Origin of the sequence: Vibrio sp. La 4.2.2 (assembly GCF_027586995.1) — a bacterium.
Taxonomy (GTDB): Bacteria; Pseudomonadota; Gammaproteobacteria; order Enterobacterales; family Vibrionaceae; genus Vibrio; species Vibrio mediterranei.
The window spans coordinates 97,834-122,567 of record NZ_JAPPTJ010000006.1; the positions used below are offsets into that span (position 1 = coordinate 97,834).

Annotated in this window: 23 protein-coding genes; 15 read left to right on the plus strand and 8 right to left on the minus strand. The window is 44.1% G+C overall.

Going from position 1 to position 24,734, the window contains the following annotated elements; genetic code table 11:
- Positions 1 to 7 precede the first annotated feature (7 nt).
- The 8 genes from mrdA (at position 8) to OH456_RS15100 (ending at position 7,778) form a co-directional block, all read left to right on the plus strand.
- Positions 8 to 1,891: a penicillin-binding protein 2 gene (gene mrdA / locus OH456_RS15065; protein WP_006075609.1), complete on the plus strand. Its 1,884-nt coding sequence runs from the start codon at positions 8 to 10 to the stop codon at positions 1,889 to 1,891.
- The gene (gene rodA / locus OH456_RS15070; RefSeq protein WP_270033767.1) at positions 1,888 to 3,009 is read left to right on the plus strand and encodes a rod shape-determining protein RodA; all 1,122 of its coding nucleotides are present in this window, start codon (positions 1,888 to 1,890) and stop codon (positions 3,007 to 3,009) included. Before mrdA ends, rodA begins: the two co-directional genes overlap by 4 nt.
- Complete coding sequence (locus OH456_RS15075) at positions 3,009 to 3,809, plus strand: septal ring lytic transglycosylase RlpA family protein (RefSeq protein ID WP_038225413.1); 801 nt, start codon at positions 3,009 to 3,011, stop codon at positions 3,807 to 3,809. Before rodA ends, OH456_RS15075 begins: the two co-directional genes overlap by 1 nt.
- Before the next feature lie 100 nt (positions 3,810 to 3,909).
- Positions 3,910 to 5,088, plus strand: coding sequence for a serine hydrolase (locus OH456_RS15080; RefSeq protein WP_031493182.1), 1,179 nt, complete (start codon positions 3,910 to 3,912; stop codon positions 5,086 to 5,088).
- Positions 5,089 to 5,230: 142 nt separating this feature from the next.
- Positions 5,231 to 5,509 (plus strand): DUF493 family protein YbeD, encoded by a 279-nt coding sequence (gene ybeD, locus OH456_RS15085; RefSeq protein ID WP_031493181.1) that lies wholly within the window; start codon positions 5,231 to 5,233, stop codon positions 5,507 to 5,509.
- 175 nt (positions 5,510 to 5,684) lie between these two features.
- Positions 5,685 to 6,326 carry a lipoyl(octanoyl) transferase LipB gene (gene lipB, locus OH456_RS15090; RefSeq protein ID WP_198557401.1) on the plus strand — a complete coding sequence of 214 codons (642 nt, stop codon included), beginning with the start codon at positions 5,685 to 5,687 and terminating at the stop codon, positions 6,324 to 6,326.
- Positions 6,327 to 6,330: 4 nt separating this feature from the next.
- A complete protein-coding gene (lipA, locus tag OH456_RS15095) occupies positions 6,331 to 7,296 on the plus strand; it encodes a lipoyl synthase (RefSeq protein WP_062456972.1) in 966 nt (321 codons plus the stop codon).
- 152 nt (positions 7,297 to 7,448) lie between these two features.
- On the plus strand, positions 7,449 to 7,778 hold the full coding sequence (locus OH456_RS15100; protein WP_031493179.1) for a hypothetical protein: 330 nt from the start codon (positions 7,449 to 7,451) through the stop codon (positions 7,776 to 7,778).
- 80 nt (positions 7,779 to 7,858) lie between these two features.
- On the opposite strand, the gene glyA is transcribed toward OH456_RS15100, so the two are convergent.
- A complete protein-coding gene (gene glyA / locus OH456_RS15105) occupies positions 7,859 to 9,109 on the minus strand; it encodes a serine hydroxymethyltransferase (protein WP_124940694.1) in 1,251 nt (416 codons plus the stop codon).
- 348 nt (positions 9,110 to 9,457) lie between these two features.
- Here glyA and OH456_RS15110 point away from each other — a divergent pair, with 348 nt between their 5' ends.
- A complete protein-coding gene (locus OH456_RS15110; RefSeq protein ID WP_006075748.1) occupies positions 9,458 to 10,057 on the plus strand; it encodes a YitT family protein in 600 nt (199 codons plus the stop codon).
- A gap of 48 nt (positions 10,058 to 10,105) precedes the next feature.
- On the opposite strand, the gene treC is transcribed toward OH456_RS15110, so the two are convergent.
- From treC to gmhB, 5 genes are all read right to left on the minus strand, one after another.
- Positions 10,106 to 11,788: an alpha,alpha-phosphotrehalase gene (treC, locus tag OH456_RS15115; protein WP_270033771.1), complete on the minus strand. Its 1,683-nt coding sequence runs from the start codon at positions 11,786 to 11,788 to the stop codon at positions 10,106 to 10,108.
- A 76-nt stretch (positions 11,789 to 11,864) separates the two neighbouring features.
- The gene (gene treB / locus OH456_RS15120) at positions 11,865 to 13,289 is read right to left on the minus strand and encodes a PTS trehalose transporter subunit IIBC (RefSeq protein ID WP_062456962.1); all 1,425 of its coding nucleotides are present in this window, start codon (positions 13,287 to 13,289) and stop codon (positions 11,865 to 11,867) included.
- Positions 13,290 to 13,522: 233 nt separating this feature from the next.
- The gene (treR, locus tag OH456_RS15125) at positions 13,523 to 14,467 is read right to left on the minus strand and encodes a trehalose operon repressor TreR (RefSeq protein ID WP_038225420.1); all 945 of its coding nucleotides are present in this window, start codon (positions 14,465 to 14,467) and stop codon (positions 13,523 to 13,525) included.
- Positions 14,467 to 14,835 (minus strand): MliC family protein, encoded by a 369-nt coding sequence (locus tag OH456_RS15130; RefSeq protein ID WP_051647164.1) that lies wholly within the window; start codon positions 14,833 to 14,835, stop codon positions 14,467 to 14,469. Before OH456_RS15130 ends, treR begins: the two co-directional genes overlap by 1 nt.
- A 37-nt stretch (positions 14,836 to 14,872) precedes the next feature.
- The gene (gene gmhB, locus OH456_RS15135) at positions 14,873 to 15,424 is read right to left on the minus strand and encodes a D-glycero-beta-D-manno-heptose 1,7-bisphosphate 7-phosphatase (RefSeq protein ID WP_270033775.1); all 552 of its coding nucleotides are present in this window, start codon (positions 15,422 to 15,424) and stop codon (positions 14,873 to 14,875) included.
- 199 nt (positions 15,425 to 15,623) lie between these two features.
- Between gmhB and metN the strand changes: the two genes are divergently transcribed.
- The 3 genes from metN to OH456_RS15150 are packed head-to-tail and all read left to right on the plus strand — an operon-like array spanning position 15,624 to position 18,168.
- Complete coding sequence (gene metN / locus OH456_RS15140; RefSeq protein ID WP_006075393.1) at positions 15,624 to 16,658, plus strand: methionine ABC transporter ATP-binding protein MetN; 1,035 nt, start codon at positions 15,624 to 15,626, stop codon at positions 16,656 to 16,658.
- On the plus strand, positions 16,648 to 17,325 hold the full coding sequence (locus OH456_RS15145) for a methionine ABC transporter permease (RefSeq protein WP_006075394.1): 678 nt from the start codon (positions 16,648 to 16,650) through the stop codon (positions 17,323 to 17,325). The genes metN and OH456_RS15145 overlap by 11 nt, the downstream gene beginning before the upstream one ends.
- A 33-nt stretch (positions 17,326 to 17,358) precedes the next feature.
- The gene (locus OH456_RS15150) at positions 17,359 to 18,168 is read left to right on the plus strand and encodes a MetQ/NlpA family lipoprotein (RefSeq protein ID WP_006075395.1); all 810 of its coding nucleotides are present in this window, start codon (positions 17,359 to 17,361) and stop codon (positions 18,166 to 18,168) included.
- An 86-nt stretch (positions 18,169 to 18,254) separates the two neighbouring features.
- Here OH456_RS15150 and OH456_RS15155 read toward each other — a convergent pair whose 3' ends face one another.
- Positions 18,255 to 19,031 (minus strand): Zn-ribbon-containing protein, encoded by a 777-nt coding sequence (locus OH456_RS15155; RefSeq protein WP_031493175.1) that lies wholly within the window; start codon positions 19,029 to 19,031, stop codon positions 18,255 to 18,257.
- Positions 19,032 to 19,033: 2 nt separating this feature from the next.
- On the minus strand, positions 19,034 to 19,579 hold the full coding sequence (gene syd, locus OH456_RS15160; RefSeq protein WP_038225426.1) for a SecY-interacting protein: 546 nt from the start codon (positions 19,577 to 19,579) through the stop codon (positions 19,034 to 19,036).
- 110 nt (positions 19,580 to 19,689) lie between these two features.
- On the opposite strand from syd, the gene queF reads away from it, so the two are divergent.
- From queF to OH456_RS15175, 3 genes are all read left to right on the plus strand, one after another.
- Positions 19,690 to 20,535: an NADPH-dependent 7-cyano-7-deazaguanine reductase QueF gene (queF, locus tag OH456_RS15165; RefSeq protein ID WP_252038750.1), complete on the plus strand. Its 846-nt coding sequence runs from the start codon at positions 19,690 to 19,692 to the stop codon at positions 20,533 to 20,535.
- Between the two features lie 30 nt (positions 20,536 to 20,565).
- Positions 20,566 to 22,830: a tetratricopeptide repeat protein gene (locus tag OH456_RS15170; protein ID WP_006075399.1), complete on the plus strand. Its 2,265-nt coding sequence runs from the start codon at positions 20,566 to 20,568 to the stop codon at positions 22,828 to 22,830.
- Positions 22,831 to 22,934: 104 nt separating this feature from the next.
- Positions 22,935 to 24,503 carry a diguanylate cyclase domain-containing protein gene (locus OH456_RS15175; RefSeq protein ID WP_333482763.1) on the plus strand — a complete coding sequence of 523 codons (1,569 nt, stop codon included), beginning with the start codon at positions 22,935 to 22,937 and terminating at the stop codon, positions 24,501 to 24,503.
- Positions 24,504 to 24,734 lie beyond the last annotated feature (231 nt).

Consider the following 24,734-nt stretch of genomic DNA (forward strand, 5'->3'; position numbering starts at 1 on the left):
ACAAGTTATGAGACGTAAACGTAGCCAGATACGGGACCATCAGGCAGAAGCACGGCTGTTCAAAAGCCGTGCTGTCGTTGCATTCGTATTTATCATTGCCATGATGCTAGTACTTGTTGCAAACCTTTATAATATTCAGGTTAATCAGTATCAAGACTACAAGACTCGCTCTAATGATAACCGCATTAAAGTCGTACCAATCGCGCCAAATCGCGGCCTTATCTATGACAGAAATGGCATCCTATTGGCAGAGAACCGTCCAGTCTTCAACCTAGAAATCACCCCAGAAAAGGTGAAAAACATGGATGAGACTATTGCTGGGCTGCGTAAATTTTTAGATATCCCCGAAGAACGTATTGAAGCATTTGAACGAGACCGAAAACGTACTCGCCGATTCAAATCTATCCCTCTTCTTACTCAATTAACCGAGGAGCAAGTTGCTGTTTTCTCCGTTAATCAACATAAGTTCCCTGGCGTAGAAATAGCAGCAAATCTAAAGCGTTATTACCCATTTGGCGATGTACTGACGCATGTTATTGGTTACGTATCACGAATAAACGATCGTGATATGCGTCGCCTCGTCAGAGAAGAAAGAGACGCGAATTACCAAGCTACTCGTGACATTGGTAAGTTAGGCATCGAACGTTACTACGAAGAAATTCTACACGGCACCGCAGGTTATCAAGAAGTTGAAGTGAACAGTCGCGGTCGAGTACTGCGTACCTTAAAGTTTGTTCCGCCAATTCCGGGCAAAGATATCGTGCTAAACCTCGATATCAAACTACAACTTAAAGTTCATAAACTGTTAGCAGGAAGACGCGGATCTGCGATTGTCCTAGACCCAAATGACAATGGCGTACTCGCGATGGTGTCTAGCCCTAGTTATGACCCTAACGCCTTTGTAAATGGCATTTCAAGTAAAGCTTATAAAGCCCTTTTGGAAGATAAAAACCGTCCACTGGTGAACCGTGCAACGCTTGGTATTTATCCACCAGCATCAACGGTAAAACCTTTTATTGCGGTTGGGGCGCTCCAAGAAGGCGTCATTACGCCTCAAACCACGCGTAATGACCCTGGATATTGGCGAATTCCAAACTCGAAAACGCGTCCCTTCCGTGATTGGTTGCGTTGGGGGCACGGTAAAGTCAATATCCTTAAAGCCATTGAAGAATCAGTAGATACTTTCTTCTATCAAATCGCCTATGATATGGGCATTGATAGACTATCTAAGTGGATGATGATGTTTGGTTTTGGTGACTATACCGGCATTGACATCTATGAAGAAAGTAAAGCAAATATGCCGACACGTGAATGGAAAATGGCTCGTCATCGCACGCCATGGTATCAAGGTGATACGATTCCAGTAGGTATTGGACAAGGTTATTGGACTGCAACGCCAATGCAAATAGCCAAAGCTACTTCCGTGCTGGTTAATCATGGAGAAGTTTTATCTCCACACCTATTACGTGCCACCATCGATAATGGTGATAGTTTTGAACACCAAACAATGGCTGAAGTTGACTCTCGCCCGCCGATTACTGGAGTGAAAGAGAGCTACTGGGACATCGCACTCGAAGGAATGCGGTTGGTTAACCATGGTGTCAAAGGTACTGCTCGCCGCGCCTTTAAGAACATGCCTTATCAGTCGGGTGGTAAGTCCGGTACAGCGCAGGTGTTTAGCTTGGCTCAAGACCAGGAGTACAACGCTGAGGAACTGGAGGAGCACCTAAAAGACCACGCATTATTCACGGGTTTTGCACCTTTCAAAGATCCAAAGGTAGTTGTGACAGTTGTACTAGAAAACGCCGGAGGTGGTTCTTCTAATGGCGCACCTGTAGCACGTCAGCTGTTTGATTTGGCCCTTCGAGACGAAAAGAGTGAAGAAGAATGAGATTTGATCCATCAACAGGACAAAATAGAGTTCTATTCGAACGCTTCCATATCGATTTGCCACTGCTATTAGGTATTCTGGCTTTAATGACCTTTGGTCTAGTTGTTATGTACAGTGCAAGTGGGCAGAGCTTGGCCATGATGGACAGGCAAGCCATGCGTATGGTTCTCGCCCTCGTTGTTATGATTGTACTCGCACAATTCTCCCCGAGAACCTACGAGTCACTCGCTCCAATCATGTTCTTTGTTGGGGTACTATTGCTACTCGGAGTATTGTTTTTTGGTGAAGCATCTAAGGGAGCGCAGAGGTGGCTCAATTTAGGCTTTGTTCGCTTTCAACCTTCAGAACTACTGAAACTTGCCGTGCCTTTAATGGTCGCTCGATACATAGGTAAGCGTTCACTTCCTATCACCTTCCAAACTTTAGTGATGTCTTTAGTGATGGTATTTGTACCAACTATTCTGATTGCGAAACAACCCGACTTAGGTACATCCATACTAATAGCCGCTTCTGGTATTTTCGTAATCTTCCTTGCAGGTATCAGTTGGAAAATCATTATTAGTGCGGTTGTAGCACTTGGGGCCTTTATCCCTGTGTTATGGTTCTTTTTGATGCGTGAGTACCAAAAAGTCCGTGTCAGAACCTTGTTCGATCCAGAATCAGATCCACTCGGTGCGGGCTATCATATTATCCAAAGTAAGATAGCCATTGGTTCCGGCGGGATTACTGGCAAAGGCTGGATGCAAGGCACTCAATCACAACTTGAATTTATTCCAGAACGACATACTGACTTTATTTTTGCAGTTATCGCCGAAGAATGGGGCATGATAGGCATTTTATTATTGCTTTCCCTCTATCTATTTATTATTGGCCGTGGTTTATATTTAGCCAGTTCAGCACAAACCGCATTCGGTAGAATGATGGCAGGCAGCATTGTACTTAGCTTTTTTGTTTACGTTTTCGTAAATATTGGTATGGTAAGCGGTATATTACCTGTAGTAGGCGTACCCCTACCTCTTGTCAGTTATGGCGGCACCTCCATGGTGACGTTAATGGCTGGTTTCGGCATCTTAATGTCTATCCATACGCACAGAAAGGCATTTTCAAAGGCAACTTAATGAATCGATTTTCTATCCGCCACCGTCACTACCAAACATTGCTTTGCTTTACTGTGGGATTGGTCGCTCTTGCTGGTTGTTCGTCGTCTGACAGTCGCTATGAGTTAAGCGATGATGTTGCACCTTCAAGTCCTATCTCTGTTGACCATATTGAAGGTGCTCAACCTAAATATGAACCTTATAGCTTAGGCGGCAACAAGAACTACACCTTGCGAGGAAACAGCTACAAGGTGATTAAAGATCCAACCGGATTTAAAGAGCGCGGACAGGCTTCGTGGTATGGGAAAAAATTTCATGGTCATCTGACGTCGAATGGTGAGGTGTATGACATGTATTCTATGTCGGCTGCCCATAAAACCTTGCCTTTACCAAGCTATGTTAAGGTCACCAATTTAGACAATGGCAAAGAAACCATCGTTCGCGTCAATGATCGAGGTCCTTTTCACGAAGGGCGAATCATTGATTTGAGTTATGCGGCGGCAAAGAAACTCGATGTCATTAAGACAGGTACCGCCAATGTCGAGATTGAAGTAATCATTGTCGAACGCTCCACCAGCCAACATAAAGTAGACAAACACCCAGAGTACACCATTCAAGTTGCCGCATCTCCACATAAGGATCGCGTCGAAACTTTATCGAAAGAACTCGGTCAAAAGCTATCAGTGGACACATTTCTAGCACCTGTAAATAGCAACTACCGTCTAATGCTTGGTCCTTTCAAAGACTACAAGCAGACTCAAGATGTTCTCGAACAAGTGAAAAAGATTGGCTACTCCTCAGCTTTCGTCAAAAAAATGTAAACATCATTGACATAAATAACGGTTGTTACTTAGTGTAAGCTATCTAGTTTGCCCAGACCGTTCTGTTAATATACGGACAACAAACAAAAATTGTATTCAAATGAATAAGAATAAACCTTCTATGAAACTTCTAACTTCCATTGCTCTTACCGCAACTTTAGCAGCAACTTCTGCTTCTGCGGCGCCTGTTGTTATGCCGGATGCACCTCAAATCGCAGCGAAAGGCTTCGTTTTGATGGACTACAACTCAGGTAAAGTCCTAGCTGAAAAAGAGATGAACACTCAACTTCACCCGGCTAGCTTGACAAAAATGATGACCAGCTACGTTATCGGCCAAGAACTGAAGCGTGGCAACATCACTCCAGAAGATGAAGTTACCATCAGTAAAAACGCTTGGGCAAAGAACTTCCCTGATTCATCGAAGATGTTTATCGAAGTTGGCACAAAGGTAACCGTTGAAGAGCTTAACAAAGGCATCATTATTCAATCAGGTAATGATGCATGTGTAGCAATGGCTGAGCATATCGCAGGTTCAGAAGACGCGTTTGTCGATCTAATGAATGCGTGGGCAAAGTCTATTGGCATGAACAATTCACACTTCGCCAACGTACACGGCTTGGATAACCCGAACCTATATTCTACGCCTTACGATTTAGCGCTACTTGGTCGTGCACTGATCCGCGACGTTCCAGATGAGTACCGTATTTACTCAGAGAAAAAATTCACCTACAACGGCATTACCCAATATAACCGTAATGGCTTATTGTGGGATAAGAGCATGAACGTTGATGGCATTAAAACTGGCCACACAAGCCAAGCTGGTTATAACTTAGTGAGCTCAGCAACTGAAGGTAAGATGCGTTTAGTTGCGGTAGTTATGGGCACTAAGAGCGCCAATGCACGTAAATCTGAAAGTAAAAAGCTGTTGAGCTATGGCTTCCGTTTCTTCGAAACAGTGAATCCACATAAAGCCGACGAAACCTTCGTAGAAGAAAAAGTCTGGATGGGTGACAAAGACGCTGTAGCACTAGGTGTTGACCAAGATACCTTCGTCACACTTCCACGCGGCCAAGCGAAAAACCTAAAAGCAAGTTTCGTACTTGAAAAACAGCTTGAAGCACCAATATCTAAAGGCGATGTCGTTGGTAAGCTATACTATCAACTAGACGGCGAAGATGTTGCTGAATACCCACTACTTGCACTTGAAGATGTTCAAGAAGGTAGCCTATTCAGTCGTCTATGGGATTACATCGTATTACTTTTCAAGAGCTTGTTCTAATAATCAAACTCTAGAGCTAAAAGTAATCAAGTTTCCGTAAAGCCGCATAATGCGGCTTTACTTTTTGTTGGCTTGAGATCATCCACATAAGGCATTACTATTCGCATCGTTATAACGAATTGGTATTTTTGGAGTCCCTAATATGTTGACCATCAACTCTGATGCAAAACTCAAAGACCTACTAGAGTTCCCTTGCTCTTTTACATTCAAAGTGATGGGTTACGCTAAGCCAGAACTTCCTGAAAAGGTAGTGGAAGTAATCCAGCGCCACGCGCCAGGGGACTACAGCCCAACTATCAAACCAAGTGCAAAAGGCAACTACCATGCAGTATCGATCAACATCACTGCAACGTCTATCGAGCAGGTAGAGACCTTATACAAAGAACTTGGTGAAATCGATATTGTTCGCATGGTTCTATAAAAATTTGAAAATTTAAATTTTTTTTGAAAGCAGCTTAGGCTGCTTTCTTTTTATATTTCAAAAACCTAGCACTTAATAGTGATTCAGTCGTTAAGAATTCGTTATTTATTGGTAGTTCAAAACCACCAACATGTTTATAATGCGAATACTTTATTAAGTAGCAGCGGAGTGATTGGTGGAGAATCAACTAGTTGTAAGAAAGCTTGGTAGAAAGGACTACGAGCCTGTCTGGAAAGCGATGCATGAGTTTACTGATAATCGCACAGAACAAACGCGCGACGAAGTCTGGTTAGTTGAACACAACCCTGTGTTTACGCAAGGTCAAGCAGGCAAAGCCGAGCATCTACTTAACACTGGTGATATTCCCGTTGTACAAAGTGACCGTGGTGGCCAAGTCACCTATCATGGTCCAGGCCAGTTAGTGGCCTATTTCTTAATCAATCTCCGTCGTAAAAAACTGGGCGTTCGTGAACTGGTTACTCATATCGAAGACCTCGTTATTCAAACGCTAAAAGAATACAATATCGAATCGGCTGCGAGACCCGACGCACCTGGCGTCTATGTTGACAATAAAAAAGTATGTTCATTGGGCTTACGCATCAGAAAAGGATGCTCTTTCCATGGACTGGCGTTGAACGTCAATATGGATCTCACTCCCTTTTTAAGAATTAATCCTTGCGGCTATGCCGGAATGGAAATGGTTCAGGTCAGCCAGTTGGGCGGTCCACAGCAAGTGTCCGTCGTAGAAGACCAATTAATCAAAGCACTCATAACAATACTTGATTACGAGCAAGTAGAATTCAGCGAAGAAGCATAAGACGATGAGCAAACCTATCCAAATGGAAAAAGGCGTTAAGTACCGTGACGCTGACAAAATGGCATTGATTCCAGTTAAGAACATGCCTACCGAGCAGAAAGAGATCCTTCGTAAACCAGAGTGGATGAAGATCAAACTCCCTGCAGACAGCCAACGTATTCAAGATATCAAATCTGCAATGCGTAAGAATGACCTGCACTCTGTTTGTGAAGAAGCATCCTGCCCTAACTTAGCTGAATGCTTCAACCACGGTACAGCAACATTCATGATTCTTGGCGCAATCTGTACTCGTCGTTGCCCATTCTGCGATGTTGCCCATGGTCGCCCCAACGCTCCAGAAGCTGGTGAACCTAAAAAGCTGGCGCAAACAATCAAAGACATGAAGCTGAAGTATGTTGTGGTGACTTCTGTAGACCGCGACGATCTTCGTGATGGTGGTGCAACACACTTTGCTGACTGTAACCGCGAAATCCGAGCACTTAACCCAGAAATCCGTATTGAAACCTTAGTTCCAGATTTCCGTGGCCGTATGGATGTTGCGCTTGAGGCAATGAAAGACAACCCACCAGATGTCTTCAACCACAACCTAGAGACCGCTCCTCGTCTCTATCGTAAAGCTCGTCCAGGTGCAAACTACAAGTGGTCGCTACAACTGCTTAAGAAGTTTAAAGAGATGCACCCTGACGTACCAACAAAGTCGGGCTTAATGATGGGCTTGGGAGAAACAAAAGAAGAGATCGTGGAAGTGTTGAAAGACCTTCGTGAGCACGGCGTTACCATGTTAACGTTAGGCCAGTACCTTGCGCCAAGCCGTCACCACTTACCTGTAGAACGCTACGTTCCACCTTCTGAGTTCGATGAGCTAAAAGATATTGCACTGGAACTTGGCTTTACTCACGCGGCATGTGGTCCATTCGTTCGTTCTTCTTATCATGCGGACTTACAGGCTCAAGGCGTAGAAATTAAGTAATTCCATTTGTGGTTTTTTGTTAAACACGGATTCGCTCTCGGAGCCATCCGTGTTTTTTTTAAGAAAAATCGCCAAGATGACAATCTCATACTCGCATTTTCGCTATATTTAGGTAGGCTTAAAGAAAAATATTATTCAATCAAGGATGTAGCATGAAGTTACTTAAAGTTGGTCTGCCTATTTTGGCCGCTACTGTTATTGGTGGTTGTGCGCAGAATACTCAACAAGACAACTACTTAGAGGCGTCATTTGAACTGTGTAATACCGAGGTAAATCTGTACTCGGTGAGCGACGATGGTCGAGTTCGTATCGTTTGTAAAGACGGCGCTAAATTCGCACTGAACAGCGAGAAAACGCTGGATATCATGCGTGACATTAATATCGATTACTGTAATGGTGAAGGCTTGGGTCAATTTAGTGAAAGTCGCAAGTACTACTCGTTCAAGTGTAAATCTGGAACTTTACTGAATATCAATAAATAGCTAGCGTTTACTTTTCAAACGAATACAAGATCAAAAAAGCGAGCTCATAGCTCGCTTTTATTATTTCTTAGATAAATCTATTAAGCGTAAACAGGTAGACGCTTACAGATCTCGAGTACTTTAGCTTTTGTTGCTTCAATCACTGTTTCATCATTGATGTTGTCTAAAACATCACACATCCAGTTAGCAAGCTCAGTCGCATCTGCTTCAGTAAAACCACGGCGAGTAATCGCTGGAGAACCAACACGGATACCAGACGTTACGAACGGGCTGCGAGGGTCATTAGGTACTGAGTTTTTGTTTACAGTAATGTTCGCTGCACCTAGGGCTGCATCCGCTTCTTTACCTGTAATATCTTTGTCGATTAGGTCAACTAGGAACAGGTGGTTCTCAGTTCCGTTAGACACAATCTTGTAACCGCGCTCTTGGAACTGGGCAACCATCGCTTTTGCGTTCTTAACTACGCGAGCTTGGTACTCTTTAAACTCAGGCTCCATTGCTTCTTTGAATGCTACTGCTTTACCAGCGATAACATGCATCAAAGGACCACCTTGACCACCAGGGAAAACAGCTGAGTTTAGCTTCTTGTACATGTCTTCGCCTGCATTAGACAGGATTAGACCACCGCGAGGACCCGCTAATGTTTTGTGTGTTGTGGTCGTCACAACGTGTGCATGAGGAACAGGCGTTGGATAAACACCAGCTGCAATAAGACCTGCAACGTGCGCCATATCAACAAACAGATACGCGTCGACTTTATCCGCAATTTCACGCATACGAGCCCAGTCTACGATCTGGCTATACGCAGAGAAACCACCAATGATCATTTTTGGCTTGTGCTCAAGTGCTAGCTGTTCCATCTCGTCATAGTTGATTTGACCAGCTTCATCGATACCATAAGGAATTACGTTGTAGTGCTTACCAGAGAAGTTAACTGGAGAACCGTGAGTAAGGTGACCACCATGAGCCAAGCTCATACCTAATACTGTATCGCCTGGGTTAAGTAGAGCCATGTACACGGCACTATTCGCTTGAGAGCCAGAGTGAGGCTGAACGTTCGCATACTCACAACCAAATAGCTCACACGCACGGTCAATCGCTAGTGCTTCCGCTTTATCGACGTATTCACAACCACCGTAGTAGCGCTTGCCCGGATAACCTTCAGCATATTTGTTTGTTAGCTGAGAGCCTTGCGCTTCCATTACGCGAGGGCTGGTGTAGTTTTCCGAAGCGATAAGCTCGATGTGCTCTTCTTGACGAAGGGTTTCTTCTTGAATAGCTGCAAATAGCTCCGCATCGTAATCAGCGATGTTCATATCACGCTTAAGCATCTGTATCTCCTGACTCAGATTGTTCTGAAAGTTTCAAAAAAACCACACAATGACCAAAAGCAAACGTTTTCGTCACCACATTTGATGACTTGCATCATACATAATTTGATCTAGGTCATAAAGAGAAAATTGGAAATTTCTCATGTAGTTTTCTCATAGTGAACCTTAGGTATCATCATGGGCGCCTGAATTAGTACGACAATGTGTACACTAAGTGTCAATAATTCCATTTACACAGTGTAAAATTTGAATTACATAGGTTTACCGCAAATTTCGCCTTCAAGCTACCGAAAAGATCATCTTTTCAATACTATTGCGGCGATTATTACTAAGAAGAATTTTGAACTGATGCAAAAACACTCACGTAGAGAAGATTGGATAGCAATACTGACTGGTACATTTATTGTTGCCCAAGGTATTTTCTTTCTTCAGTCGGCTCAACTATTAACTGGCGGTACCACAGGCCTGGCGCTTCTTGTAAGCCAGTTTGTGCCGGTTTCTTTCGGTACCTTGTATTTTGCCTTCAATAGCCCGTTCTATCTGTTAGCATGGAAACGCTTTGGTAAACGTTTTGCCGCGAGTAGTGCTATTTCGGGGGCGTTGGTCTCTGTTATCACTGATAACATGTACCGTGTCGTGTCACTGGATCAGATTAACGATATTTATTGTGCTATTGCTGGCGGCTTGCTGATGGGGCTCGGCATGCTGATTCTATTCAGACATCGCTCAAGTCTTGGTGGGTTCAATGTGCTTTGCCTGTTTATTCAAGATAAATTTGGTATTTCAGTTGGCAAAACTCAAATGGCAATAGATTGCTCGATCCTAGTCGCTTCGTTCTTCTTTGTCTCACCGAGCGTCATTATGATCTCCATCTTGGGTGCAGTAATGCTGAACCTTGTTCTAGCTATGAACCATAAGCCTACCCGCTACGTAGTGACCTACGGTTAATACCAATGCCCTTCGCTTTCCTCTCAGTTCGGCGAAGGGCATTGCTCGTTACTTATTAATCAAAATAGCTACCGTCTCATACGGCTTCATGACTACTTTTTTCTCAAGTGTTACTTTGCGTTCTAGGTCGTAGTTGCTCAAGACTCGTTGTCCAGTGAGCGCAACGAAAGATTCAGGTAGAGTGACCTGAGTCTCCTGCCCGAAATAGTTATTCAGGCATAGCAACATGGTTTCAGCGTTTTCTCGCAGATATCCATGCACCTGTTCATGCTCCGGGAACAAATCAGTATAACTACCATCGGTTATCACAGGCACCGTTTTGCGAAGAGCGATAAGCTCCTTGTAGAAGTAGAACACGGATTGTTCGTCTTGAAGTGCTGCCTGAGCATTGATCTGCGAGTAGTTTTCAGAGACTCCAATCCAAGGTGTTCCTGAAGTAAAGCCAGCATTAACACTGCCATCCCACTGCATCGGCGTACGAGAGTTATCGCGAGATTTTTGCTGCAAAATCGCCATCATCTCATCATGAGACGTTGTGCCCTCTTCAACCATTAGTTTGTACATATTCAAACTTTCCACATCACGATACTGAGCAAGCTCAGTAAAGCCTGGGTTAGTCATACCAATCTCTTCGCCTTGGAATATGTATGGCGTTCCCTGCATTAAATGGACGGACGCTGCGAGCATTTTCGCTGACTTATTGTGATAGCGGGTATCATTACCCAAGCGGCTCACAATACGTGGCTGGTCATGGTTACACCAAAACAGTGCTCCCCAACCTTTGCCATTCAGACCCGTTTGCCAATGGTTGAAAATCTGCTTGAGCTGGGCAAAGTCAAAATCCGCTTTAGTCCACTTCTCTCCATTTGGATAATCAACTTTCAAGTGATGAAAGTTAAACACCATCGACAGCTCTTTGCTATCTAACGCGCTGTATTGCTGGCAATGCTCTAGCGTTGTCGAAGACATCTCACCGACCGTCACTGAACCATACTTTTGGAATACCGCTTCGCTGATCTCTTGTAGATATTCATGCACTCTTGGGCCATCAGTGTAAAAGCGACGGCCATCACCAATATGATCATCTGCAAAATCTTGCTGCTTTGAAATCAGGTTAATGACGTCTAACCTAAATCCATCGACTCCTTTTTGCGCCCAAAACTCAATCACACGTTTTACGTCGTCTCGAACAGCAGGGTTCTCCCAGTTCAGATCGGCCTGCTCTTTGGCAAACAAATGCAAATAGTATTCGTTTGTGGCTTCATCTAGTGCCCATGCAGAGCCACCAAATTTAGATTGCCAGTTGTTTGGGGCTTGCCCATCACGACCAGGTTTCCAAATATAATAATCACGATAAGGACTTTGCTTATCACCAAGAGCCGACTGGAACCATTCATGCTGTGTTGACGTGTGGTTCACTACGATATCCATGATAATACGAATCCCCTTTTGATGAGCTTGTTCTAGTAGCTCATCAAAATCTTGCATGGTGCCAAAATCAGGGTTAATAGCGTAATAGTCAGCAATATCGTAACCGTTATCAATCATTGGAGAGGCATACACTGGCGTTAACCAGATAGCATCAACACCAAGCTGATCAAGGTAATCTAGCTTTGAGGTAATGCCTTTGATATCCCCCATACCTTTGTTGCCGCTGTCACAAAAACTCTTCGGATAGATTTGATAAATAGTGGCGGTTTTCCACCAGTCTTGTTGAGCTTGTTGACTCATCGATTTCAATCTCACTTACCATTACAAAAGAAACAAAAAGAAAACAGTGGCTCAAATTGAGCCACTAATGGGGGAGTTACGCGCTTGCAAGCTCTAGCTCACCTTTTGACTGAGCGCGTTTATACAGGAACAGGGTTAGGATAATTGGCACCGCCATAGCTACTAGCATCGCCATTAGATATACCGTCCAGTACTGAGGTTGGATGGAAAGAATACCCGGTAGACCACCAACACCAATACCATTCGCCATTACACCAGCACTACCACAAATCGCTGCAGCAAGCGCACTACCAATCATGGCGCTCAACATCGGAAATTTGTATTTCAAGTTAATACCGTACATTGCAGGCTCTGTTACCCCTAAGTACGCAGAGATAGCAGCAGGAACTGAAATATCTCGTTCGCCTTCGCGCTTACTAATAATGATGATACCGACAACTGCAGAAGCTTGAGCAATGTTTGACAAAGCAATCAAAGGCCAGATTGGCGTACCTCCAAGGTCTTGCATAAGCTGTAAGTCAACGGCGTTAGTCGTGTGGTGGATACCCGTTATCACAAGTGGTGCGTATAGGAAGCCAAATACCATAGAACCAAGAACCGCGAAGTCACCCGTCATCGCAGCTTTCGCTGCAAATGCAACACCGTCACCCAGCACGCGACCAAAAGGACCAATAAGTGCGTGCGCTAAAATCACAGATAGAATGATTGAAACGAAAGGCACCACAACCAGATACAGGTAACTTGGAACAATACGTTTAAGGTTCGTTTCGATAAAGGCCAACGCAACACCGGCTAACATGGCTGGAATGACCTGAGCTTGATAGCCCACTTTCTCTATCACGAATAAACCAAAGTCCCAGACTTCTGGAACCTGCTTACCGATTAAGTAGGCATTCATTAGTTGTGGCGACACCAAGGTCACACCCAGAGTAATACCCAGAATAGGTGTGCCTCCCAGTTTTTTCACTGTCGACCAACACACACCAACAGGCAGGAAGAAGAAGATTGCTTCACCAATTAACCATAAGAACGAATGAACCGTGGCCCAGAACTGGCTGATTTCAACCAGCGTCTTGCCATCGAACATGCGAATGTCGCCAATGACATTTCGAAAACCAAGAATCAGACCACCAGTGATAATCGCAGGTAAAAGAGGAACAAAAATTTCGGCTAAATGCGAAATACCACGCTCGAGAATATTCATATTTTGGCGAGCAGCCAGTTTGGCATCATCTTTTGATGCAGCTTTCTTTCCCGCCATGTCAATAAGTAGCTTGTATACTTCATCGACTTCAGTACCAATTACGACTTGGAATTGGCCAGCATTGGTAAAGCAGCCCTTAACAACCTTTAAGCTTTCCAGTGCTGATTTATCTGCTTTTTCTGTGTCGTTAAGAACAAATCTCAGACGAGTTAAGCAGTGACTCACACTGGCAATGTTGTCGGCACCGCCAACCCCTTCGATGATGGCTGCAATATCTTGCTTCGCTATCTTGCTCATCGTATGTACACCTTTTTACTGATATAGAGACGTTGGATAACAAACGTCCATGTGTCTCGTTGTATTAATAATACCGCAATGCGCCAATGGGAACATTCCCAAAAATCTAAACGCAGTGTGACACACGGGAAGAAAACGTAAATGGGAACATTCCCATTAATTGAGAGTGATCACAATAATTGTAGAGAAATGCATCAAAAGAAAAGGATGAGAAGACAGAGTAGAAGCCGTTTTTACACAGCTTCTTGTGTGAGATGAGAGACGATAGCGTCGCCTTTCAATTGCTTAATCAATAGGTTAGCTGCTTTTTCACCTGCTTGATGATAGCCAGGATCAATACTGTAGATATTCGGGAATAAAAATGACAACAATTCATTGCCACCAATACCCGTGACAATAATGTCCTCTCTTCCTAACTCTTGTAAGCGCTTAATGGTACCCAGTGCTAGAGTATCGCTGGCGCAGACAATGGCTTGCAGGGAATCACTCACCACATCATCCACTAGTGAATATGCACTCTCATGATGAAGTGCTCCGGTACGAAACCGAGCCGGCAATTGCTGCTCTTCACACCAAACTTGATAAGCGTTTAAGCGAGCTAAGCCTGTAGTTTTATCTTCAGGATCTACACCAATAAACGCCAGATCACTCACGCCTTGATCTTTAAGCTTATTCAGAACCGCGTGGATCAAACCGGCATTGTCGTAATTGATCGACGACACTCGATCGGTATCCATCGCAATCACAACTACCTTTTCATCCCAATCTGCCACGGCATCCAGATCCAACTCGGTAAAACCAAACACTATTACCCCATCCACATTTCGCTTTCGCAACACGTTAAGATGTTCATTAGTTTTCACCGGATCGAACTGGCTTTCCATAATCACAACGTCATAACCTGCCGCATAGAGTACATTAAGCATGCTGCTGACGGCTTTGTTTTCAGAAGGGGAATCCAGTCGAGAAATGATCACACCAATCACGTTCTGAGCTCCACCACCTCGCATAGACTGAGCCGATTTTGACGGAACATAACCATGCTCCGCGATCACCTGCTCTACCTTTTCGCGAGTCTCAGGCTTAACTTTGGGGTCATTGGTCAACACTCGAGAGACGGTCGATTTGCCGACTCCCGATAGTTTCGCGATATCAAGTATGGTCAGTTTTTTAGTCATTAGCCTTTAGGAATACTGCGTGTGGTCATACGGCAGGACTTATCAGTGACACCATTCATTGTTAGCATGCCTTCTCGACCTTTACTGAACAACTCAATATTAGAATCGGTTTGCGATTCACCATCCAAGGTATAGCGCACGCCAGATGCTGAGGGGACTCTATGCAACGGATATTCCGTCTTGTCTATCAGCAAAAGGATTTGTTCACTGGAAAGTTGAGTGACCTGGAAATTTTGACTATCACACTCATATTGGAGCACATGATAACTACCAGCTGTGGATTCCGTTTGTCCGCCACTACTGCATGCCGCCAATCCACTCACCAATAAAACGGGTAACAACGTTTTTTTTGCAATTGAAAGCATCATTTCTCCTCTTTAAGGCTAACACCCATTCAGTTTGTGTCTATTTAGCAAGATACGCTGGTACATCGCGGATACTATCAAGAACAGTAGTCGCAATGGACTCACCGCGCTCAGTAACAGGCTTACCTGTACGCACCAAAATCTTAGTACCCACACCAGCCGCTTCAGCCGCCATCATATCTTCTGCTTTGTCACCCACCATAACGGATTTAGCCATATCTATCTTGAGAAAATCTCTTGCCGAAATGAACATTCCCGGCTTTGGTTTGCGACAATCACAATCTTGTTTGTAGTCACCAACACCGTGCTCTGGATGATGAGGGCAGTAGTAAATACCGTCAAATTCGACGCCATTATCTGAGAAATTCCAGTCCATCCATTGAGTTAGAGACAAAAAGCGGTCTTCTGAGAACATCCCACGAGCGATCCCTGACTGGTTCGTTACTAGCACGAGCATGTAGCCCATATCTTGTAACTGCTTGGTCGCTTCAAACACACCTTCAACATATTCGAAGTCATGTTCATCGCTTACATAGCCATGGTCGATATTGATTACGCCATCACGGTCTAAAAACACAGCTGGTTTTGCCACAGGTTACTCTCTTGCTCTAGATAAGTGCTAATGACATGAATTATTACATGCTTTTATATCCACATCACTATGAAAATGCCGTTTAGACGTCTAGACGTAAAAATATCTATTGACACAAATCGGTGAAACCCATAGCATCTTCTATCAATTGAGATGTAGTTCAAACTTTTATGCTACTCATTGGGTTTAGGTTGCTTAGATGATCGAAATTAATCAGGTAAACAAAGTGTTTTATCAAGGGACAAAGGAAATCAATGCTTTGTCTGATATTAACCTTCATATTGCAGAAGGCACCATCTTTGGTGTGATTGGCTCGTCCGGTGCAGGGAAAAGTACCCTGATTCGTTGCGTTAACATGCTAGAAGCACCGACGTCTGGAGCAGTCATTGTTGATGGTATTGACCTGACTAAACTGTCCAAGTCAGAGCTCAGCGAAACGCGCCGCAATATTGGCATGATCTTTCAGCACTTTAATCTGCTTTCATCTCGTACCGTATTTGAGAACGTCGCGTTACCACTTGAACTTGCAGGTAAAGCGAGCTCTGATATTGAGAACAAAGTCTCTGAACTGCTTAAATTAGTAGGCCTTGCCGACAAGCGTGACACCTATCCGGCTAACCTGAGTGGCGGACAAAAGCAGCGCGTCGCCATTGCTCGAGCCTTGGCTTCTGATCCTAAAGTTCTCCTATGCGATGAAGCGACGAGCGCACTAGACCCAGCGACGACTCAGTCTATTCTTGAACTGCTCAAAGAAATTAACCGTAAGCTTAAAATCACCATGTTACTTATTACTCATGAAATGGATGTGGTGAAAAGCATCTGCCATGAAGTGGCAATCATTGGTGATGGTCGCCTTGTAGAGAAAGGCACTGTGGGCGAAATCTTCGCTCATCCTAAAACCGAGCTCGCGCACGAATTTATTCGCTCCACACTGGATCTTTCTATTCCGGAAGATTATCAAGCTCGCTTGCAAACCGAACGAGTTGAAGGCAGTTACCCACTGGTACGCCTTGAGTTCACTGGAGCAACCGTTGACGCACCGCTAATGACGCAAATTGCGCGCAAATACAACATTGATGTGAGCATTCTCAGCTCAGATCTTGATTATGCCGGTGGGGTTAAATTTGGCATGATGGTCGCTGAGTTATTCGGTAATGAAAGCGATGATAATGCAGCAATCCAATACCTTCGTGACCACAATGTAAAAGTAGAGGTACTTGGCTATGTCCTTTAATACTGTCTCTGAATGGCTATCACTTAATAGCAATCTACTGCTCGGCGCGACATGGGAAACGCTCTACATGGTCGCTGTTGCTGGCATTGTTGGCTTCGCAGTAGGTATTCCGCTAGGGGTGATTCTCCATACAACGAAGAAAGGTGGCTTGCTGGAAAATCCACGCCTAAATAGTGTGCTAGGTGCCATAGTCAACGTAGGCCGTTCTGTACCATTCTTAGTGTTAATGGTCGCCATCATTCCAGTGACCAAAATGCTCATCGGTACCTTTATTGGTACAACTGCAGCCATCGTGCCATTAACAGTAGGGGCTATTCCATTTGTCGCTCGTTTAATTGAAGGCGCCTTGCTTGAAGTTCCAACGGGCTTAGTGGAAGCGGCGCAGTCAATGGGTGCTACCCCTTATCAAATTATTACCAAAGTGCTGCTTCCTGAAGCATTACCGACTATTGTCAATTCAGTGACAATTACATTAGTGACACTTGTAAGCTACTCAGCAATGGCTGGCACAGTCGGTGGCGGTGGTCTTGGTGATGTCGCGATACGTTACGGATTCCACCGATATGATGTGGTTATCATGGCAGTTACTGTCGTCATGCTCATCGTATTAGTACAAATTATTCAGTCTATTGGCGACGCTATTGTGCGCCGCGTAGACCACAGATAATTGAAGTTTTAGATTTATAACAAGGAGAGAGTCATGAAATTCAACGTTAAGAATTTACTCGCAATCGCAGCAGCAGCGTCTGCACTCGTTCTAGCCGGTTGTGGTGAGAAAGAAGCCGATACTAGCAAAATCAAAGTTGGTGTTATGGCCGGTGCAGAAGCACAGGTTGCAGAAGTAGCAGCGAAAGTAGCAAAAGAAAAATACAACCTTGATGTTGAGTTGGTTACCTTCACAGATTACGTGACGCCAAACGCAGCGTTAGATGATGGCTCTATTGATATCAACGCATTCCAACATAAGCCATATTTGGATCAACAAATTGCTGACCGCAACTATAAGCTGACTGTTGCAGGCAACACATTTGTCTACCCTATCGCAGGCTACTCTAAGCAAGTAAAGTCTGTGGATGAGATCCAAGATGGTGCTCGCATTGCAGTACCAAACGATCCAACAAACCTAGGTCGTTCTCTACTGCTTCTTGAGCAACAAGGTCTGATCACGCTACGTGATGGCGTTGGTCTACTGGCTACCGTTCGTGACATCGAGAGCAATCCGAAAAACATCACTATCGTTGAGCTTGACGCGGCTCAACTTCCACGTTCACTCGACGATGTTGCGCTGTCAGTCATTAACACTACGTACGCTAGCTCTATCAACCTAACACCTCAAAAAGACGGCGTATTTGTTGAAGATAAAGAGTCGCCATACGTAAACCTTATCGTAGCTCGTGAAGACAATGTAAACGCTGAAAATGTACAAAACTTCGTTAAAGCATACCAAACTGACGAAGTCTACAACGCCGCTTCTGATATCTTCCAAGGTGGTGTTGTTAAAGGCTGGTAATGACTCGCTTTTAATTCAGATACAAAAAAGGTTGAAGCATCTCGCTTCAACCTTTTTTACTTTCTAAACCCTGCGTTCAAACTGTTTTACTTCAGATGATCCCAAGAAATATTCGACACTATTCGGCAGGTATCGCATTTGAAGTAGAAAATGTCATGCAAAGGCTCATCAAGTAGCCATTCACCACCACATTTAGGGCATTTGCGAGCTTTCTCTTCTGCTAGATCCTTACCACCAACTTTGTAGAGATAGTAATAGGTTGGAATTTGTGTAATGTACTCAATGCGGCCACGAATATCCCAACCACGACGGAAAATATCACTACCAATGTCCGATAGCTCTCGTAATGCGGCATGCTCAGCTTTACATCCTCCTGCCATCTGAATCTCATCGCAAGCTTGCCATTCGGTTTGCCATTTAATGACCGACTTATGGTCTCCATTTAGAGTCGGAGGGTTTCGGTAGAGCGGAATAGGCAATAAGGTCTCACCACTTCGAAGTGGAGAACAAGTGTGCACATAGGTGGTATAAAGCACTTGCCAACTTGGTACTTCATCTTCTGCCGCTTGCTCTGAGTTAATATCGCGTCCCAATAATCTTACTTTAGGTGCGAGCAGGCATGCCTCTGATAAACGCTTGAGGCAGACTTTCACAAAATCAGAGTGATGTTTGGGATGTAGGCTTTCTTGTTCAGGACACACAGCTCGTACAAAAAACTCCCCTTCCCCCATCACTATGGGAAATTCACGCCCTAATACCTGACCGTTATATCGCAGCGCATCCATCAGGCCATTAATACCTTTTTCTACTGCGCTGATGGTGGTGTTATCAAAACACTCAAAATGAAGCTCAACAACATACATAATTAAACGTTAGGCTCCAATCCATCGAGGAAAGTGACGATATCTTCAGCAATCACATCTCTTCTATCGGTACCCAAACGCTCCAGAATGACATTTCCAGTGATGTTGCAGATTGAAATCACGTCCATATCGGCATCGGTTGCCGCGATAAATACCGTAGGCTTAAGCTTCAACCTTCTTTGTGTCACCAAGTGGCCCAAGATATTTTCTTGCAAACGAGTAAAATCATCGTCACTCCAAACTTGCAGTAAGGTCAGTTCGTTACCCTGCCAAGTTGCTTCCATATCAGCACTATATTGATGGCCGTAAAAACCTTTAATGTCATCGTGAAGGCTCAACTCAATACCTTGCTCGATGTTTTCGAGCATCTCAGGAGCATCGCGAAGACAATGTGTCCAATAAACCTGTTGCTCGTCTTTGCTATCAATACATGGGGAAACTAATCCATGCAATTCTTCACTAGCAGGAAGTGTTTGATGTTTTTCTTGCCATGCTTGTTGATAGCGTTTTGAAAACGCCTCCAAAGCTTGTTGTACACTTTGATTCATATTCTCTCCAGTTATCCTTCGCTTACAACGCGTTTTACCACGACAAAGGATGACAGCTATTCAGGGATCTCGTAAAATTCAGCTTATTCTAATCGAAATATCACACAATTATGAGCAAATATTCCAACGCTAAAGAGCTTTCAGGTCTCACCCTCGGCCAAAAAACCGAGTACGCCAATCACTACGATGCCACTTTATTGCAACCAGTGCCGAGAAGCTTAAATCGTGATGACCTTGAACTAGGGAAAACTCTGCCATTCCAAGGGTGTGATATTTGGACGCTATATGAAATCTCATGGCTCAATGCTAAAGGTTTACCTCAAGTCGCGGTCGGTGAAGTGTCCATTCCAGCTACGAGTGCAAACCTTATCGAGTCGAAGTCATTCAAACTGTATTTGAATAGCTACAATCAAACGCGATTTGCAACTTGGGAGCAAGTGCAGTCCACAATTGTAACTGATCTGTCTAACTGCGCAGGCGAAACGGTCAGTGTCAAACTGACCCCTGTCGCGGATTTCGAAAATACCAAAATCGTAGGTATGGCAGGCGAATGTATTGATGACCAGGATATTGCCATCGATAACTACGAATTTGATGCAGAGCTTCTTAAAGACGCTGCGGGTGATGAAATCGTTGAGGAAGCGCTTCATAGCCATCTGCTAAAATCAAATTGCTTGATCACTAATCAGCCAGATTGGGGCAGCGTGGAAATACAATATCAAGGCGCAAAGATAGATCGAGAAGCGTTACTGCGCTACTTAGTGTCCTTCCGCGAACACAACGAATTCCACGAACAGTGTGTCGAACGTATTTTCACTGATTTGATGCAATACTGTAATCCAACTAAGTTAACTGTGTATGCAAGATACACTCGTCGCGGTGGTTTAGACATCAACCCATACCGTTCTAATCAATATCAAGCACCTGAGCATAATGCTCGTATGGCAAGACAGTAACCTTTTAAACTTCAGGAAATGGACACTTTCATGGGCTCTAAATTTTGGGTTGTATTAGGGATTTTTGCAGCGCTTCTAAGTAGTGTGGCGAATGCAACGTCGTCTTTTACTTCTCCCCTCTTGGTTGAGGCGGATAAGTTGGTCGAAATTGAGCCCAGCAAAGCGCTAGAAATCGCGACCGACTACCTGACAAACCGCAGTTTTGCAGAGCCCAATGATGATCGCCTTCCAAACCTATCTCGTGACGATACCGACCAACGCATTCGAACGCCATTAAGTACGGTGAATGCGTTAATCATCGCTTCTCAAGCCCAGTTTAACTTGGGGCGAGTCCGCGAGGCGTTGCAAGGCTTAGATAAAGCCGAGTCAATGACCAAGCAATATCACTTGCTGTTCTTAGAATTGGATGTACGTATTCTCAAGACACGTTTACTATGGCTGACAGACAGCGAAGGGGCAAAGGCGTTAGATGCGCTCAAGACTATAGAAAAAGACCTTGAGGCGATTCGTAAAGGCCAAAGCATTGCTAACCGCACCAGCTACCGCATCAAAATCTTACAAGCAGAGATAGCTTCGGCGGAAAATGAATACGATCTCGCGAATCATATGTATCAAAAGGCGAATGAATTCGTACCGCAAGATAAACTTTCGAAATGGGAAGTTGAATATCATACCGCTTATGGTACCCACTTCCTCCGCTACCGACGCTACAACGAAGCGCTATCTGAGCTCTTGCTCGCTTATTGGACCGCAATCGAGCTGAACAGTAGCGATCAGCTGGCACATATTAACCAATTGCTAGCGCAGTTATTCATGCAGCGTCAGGTACTGGATAAAGCGCTTGAACACTTGTCACAAGCCGCCGATTTTTATGGCAATTACCCTGAGTCCCCTATCCTCGCGGATGTGTTAAAGCTCATGGGGGATATTTATTTCCTTCAAGGGAAATACAACTTGGCTTTAGTGCATTACTTTAATGTTATCGACCACCAAGCAACCGATAAAAATATCGAAAAAGTCATCGATATTCGAATTAGTTTGGCATCCACGTATTTGCAACTCTACAACTATCCGCTTGCCGAGCAGTATCTTACCCGAGCAGAAAACCTATTAAGTTATGCCGATTACCCGGCGCTTAAGGCGCGTGCATCACTATTGTACGCAGGACTAGCTTACCACCAGCAAGAAAATGACAAAGTCATTGAACATGCCACCAAGGCACTTGAGCTGAGTAAATCCCTGAATCAAACATCGCTAGAACAGCAAGCATACCAGTTGTTAGCGTTAGGCCATGAACAGCAAGGCCACTACCAACAAGCACTCGATGAAATTAAGAAAGCTAATTCGCTGCGCATTTACCAGCAAGATCAGCTTAATCAAATAAGTGAAGACGCCTTCAGGCAACAAAAACAGTTTGTTGAACAGGGCCTACACTACGAAACGCAAAAACAAGAGCTCAAAGATGCACTGCTGCAACAGAAAAAGTTCCAGAAAGTCGCTTTTGGTCTGTTCTGTGCCCTCTCTGTCATGGCACTGATGGGGCTGAGATTGTTCTATGTTTATCGACGTAACAAAACCGAGTTAAAAGAACTTAATGACACGTTATTTACCCATGCTCGCTCTGGTTTACCGAACCTACGTTTATTGAACGCTAACTTACCAAGTTCTTTACAGCGTACCCAAAGCTACTTTGAACAGTGGCAGGTTGGTGAGCTCATTAACGAGCCACTAAGCGATCGTCTTCGTTTTGTCATGATCGATGTACCGTTCCTAAGAAACATGTACCTTCAAAACGGTTACAAATCGGGTCTCGAACTAGAACGAGCATTTGGTGAATTTATCCGTAGCAAAATAGAAAGCCCCGCTCGTATCTATCATTTCTCCGACGCGAACTTACTCTACATTGAACCGAGTATTAAGCCGCGAACCGCAGAGAGTTTATTCGAAGAAATTCAAAGTTGGGTGGACGAATTTGAGCCAAATCGAAACATCAATCGTATCGTCCGAGTCGGCATGGCCAACTACCCCTTCTTGCCACGAGCCTACACCGCCATCAATGATAAAGAGCTGCTTGACATCTTACTCATCGCCACGCATATGGCACGTGATGTCAGTATGAAAGAAAGTAAAAGTCATTGGGTTTATTTGAAGGCGATAGATAATGCACCTGCTGCAAGTTTAGCGACTGAAGATATCCGACAAGCATGTCGAACCGCTATAAAACAAGGACTAATAAAAGTGCACTCATCCTCTCAGAATGAGGACGGGTTCAAAAAAATACTGACTAGTGAGTAAAAATACGGCACTTGAACGCAAGATTACGTGACGTTGTGATGTTTTTTGATATTATCAATCAATACATCAATAAGTTTGACAACTAGTTTGTTTTTATAGGATTTATGGGCTCACAGGATAGCGAGACAATGGAGAATCTCCATCAGCTTAGAATGCAGTTGGAGCAATTACGCGTTGCTCAACGAGATGCATCGCTGAAATCTCGTCGTGAGCAAACCATTCTAAAACGCTTTATTGGTACCTTAAGTCACGCCCATATTGGTTCGCACTCGCGAATTGATGACAAACTGATTGAATTACGCCATGAGTTAGAGCATAACAAAGACATCAGTAGTTTGGTGCCAAAGTTTGCTATTTTGGAGCGCCTGATCGGTCAAAAGGCAGTTGCCATGGAAAAACAACAAAGCTCATTGGAAGAGCAGACTCGACGCAGTGGCGAAACGTTGCAGCGCGTTGCTGGCCTACCCGCTCAAATCAAGCGTGACCTGCGCTCCATCCTTGCTTACAACGACAACAACTCACTAAAACTCACTGATAACGCGGTGAAACTGCTGGCAATTTATGAACGTGCCATCAAGATTATTACCTCAAACTCTGCGTTAACCTCCAAAGAACCAGAAATCAGTGCGGATTCCGCTTTACTGTTAACCTTAGGTGACGAGCTTCAGAACCTGATTACAGAACTTGATTTTGACGGTGAGCCTGGGGAGCAGTTGTTTGAAATTCGCTCTAAGCTACTTACTGATGCCTCAGGCAATAACTTGCTCGAGCTGACCTTACAAGTACTACGTTTGGTTATTGATGCCACCAAATATGAGCGTCGCACCTCAGAGCAATTTTTAGAACGAGTAAATACGTCACTTTCGTCCTCACTAAAAAGCAATGCTCAAAACCTCGATCAGAATCAAATCTACTTTGAGCAGCGACAAATCATGAGTAAAGAACTCCGTGATTTAGTGACTACGGGACAAAACAGTATCGCCAACTTGCAAGACTTAGAAGATGCTAAGCGAACCATGAATCCATTGTTTGCTCAACTAGCTTCCCTAACCGAGCGCCTGCAACATGCCGAAGCTCGTGAACAAGCCTTGTTAGAAAGAATGACGCACAGCAATAATCAGCTTGAGTCACTTTACGATGTCACTCAAGACTATCGACGCCGCCTAGAGGATCAATCCAAACGCATGCTGTTAGACCCCCTTACTAAGGTCTACAATCGTACCGCATTGCTGGATAAACTTGAGATCGAATATCGTCGCTGGCTTAAGAATCAGCATCCACTCTGGGTTATTATCTTTGATATCGATAAGTTTAAGAGCATAAACCACAACTTTGGCTATAGCGCTGGAGATAAGGCTCTTAAAATAATCGCTAAAACCATTTCAAGCACAGTTTCAAAGACAGATACCGTTGCTCGCTTCTCTGGCGAAGAGTTTGTACTGATTATGCCTGAGCAAAATGAAGCTTATTGCCAAGCTAAAGTTAGAGAAATACAAACTAAAATCAGCAACTTACCATTCAAATTCCGTGACCAACTGATCACTATCACTTTATCAGCAGCAAGTACGGCCTTTAGTCACAATGACACCCCAGATGAAGTGCTTGAGCGTTTACACAAAACGATCGCACACACTCAAAAACTCGGTCCTAACCAATTGGCTTGGAAGCCCTAGTCCTCTTTTATTTTTCAAATAGTTATAGAAACTTGTGTCACATTTGCTAATCTAATAGTTATCTGTGTACTTAACCGAAGCTATTGCTGGAACTAAGTCCACAGCCAATAACTAAAACTACGCGACCGACTGCAAAGCGCGAGTAACTATAGCAACGCAAATAACTATAACAACACGAATAACTAAGGCGATTGGTTCACTGTCTGATATTTGACTCTTAAGCTTTCAGCC

Coding starts and splice junctions, on each gene's coding strand:
- mrdA (WP_006075609.1), top strand. CDS start 8: ATGAGACGTAAACGTAGCCAGATACGGGACCATCAGGCAGAAGCACGG.
- rodA (WP_270033767.1), top strand. CDS start 1,888: ATGAGATTTGATCCATCAACAGGACAAAATAGAGTTCTATTCGAACGC.
- OH456_RS15075 (WP_038225413.1), top strand. CDS start 3,009: ATGAATCGATTTTCTATCCGCCACCGTCACTACCAAACATTGCTTTGC.
- OH456_RS15080 (WP_031493182.1), top strand. CDS start 3,910: ATGAATAAGAATAAACCTTCTATGAAACTTCTAACTTCCATTGCTCTT.
- ybeD (WP_031493181.1), top strand. CDS start 5,231: ATGTTGACCATCAACTCTGATGCAAAACTCAAAGACCTACTAGAGTTC.
- lipA (WP_062456972.1), top strand. CDS start 6,331: ATGAGCAAACCTATCCAAATGGAAAAAGGCGTTAAGTACCGTGACGCT.
- OH456_RS15100 (WP_031493179.1), top strand. CDS start 7,449: ATGAAGTTACTTAAAGTTGGTCTGCCTATTTTGGCCGCTACTGTTATT.
- glyA (WP_124940694.1), bottom strand. CDS start 9,109: ATGCTTAAGCGTGATATGAACATCGCTGATTACGATGCGGAGCTATTT.
- OH456_RS15110 (WP_006075748.1), top strand. CDS start 9,458: ATGCAAAAACACTCACGTAGAGAAGATTGGATAGCAATACTGACTGGT.
- treC (WP_270033771.1), bottom strand. CDS start 11,788: ATGAGTCAACAAGCTCAACAAGACTGGTGGAAAACCGCCACTATTTAT.
- treB (WP_062456962.1), bottom strand. CDS start 13,289: ATGAGCAAGATAGCGAAGCAAGATATTGCAGCCATCATCGAAGGGGTT.
- treR (WP_038225420.1), bottom strand. CDS start 14,467: ATGACTAAAAAACTGACCATACTTGATATCGCGAAACTATCGGGAGTC.
- OH456_RS15130 (WP_051647164.1), bottom strand. CDS start 14,835: ATGATGCTTTCAATTGCAAAAAAAACGTTGTTACCCGTTTTATTGGTG.
- metN (WP_006075393.1), top strand. CDS start 15,624: ATGATCGAAATTAATCAGGTAAACAAAGTGTTTTATCAAGGGACAAAG.
- OH456_RS15145 (WP_006075394.1), top strand. CDS start 16,648: ATGTCCTTTAATACTGTCTCTGAATGGCTATCACTTAATAGCAATCTA.
- OH456_RS15150 (WP_006075395.1), top strand. CDS start 17,359: ATGAAATTCAACGTTAAGAATTTACTCGCAATCGCAGCAGCAGCGTCT.
- OH456_RS15155 (WP_031493175.1), bottom strand. CDS start 19,031: ATGTATGTTGTTGAGCTTCATTTTGAGTGTTTTGATAACACCACCATC.
- syd (WP_038225426.1), bottom strand. CDS start 19,579: ATGAATCAAAGTGTACAACAAGCTTTGGAGGCGTTTTCAAAACGCTAT.
- queF (WP_252038750.1), top strand. CDS start 19,690: ATGAGCAAATATTCCAACGCTAAAGAGCTTTCAGGTCTCACCCTCGGC.
- OH456_RS15170 (WP_006075399.1), top strand. CDS start 20,566: ATGGGCTCTAAATTTTGGGTTGTATTAGGGATTTTTGCAGCGCTTCTA.
- OH456_RS15175 (WP_333482763.1), top strand. CDS start 22,935: ATGGGCTCACAGGATAGCGAGACAATGGAGAATCTCCATCAGCTTAGA.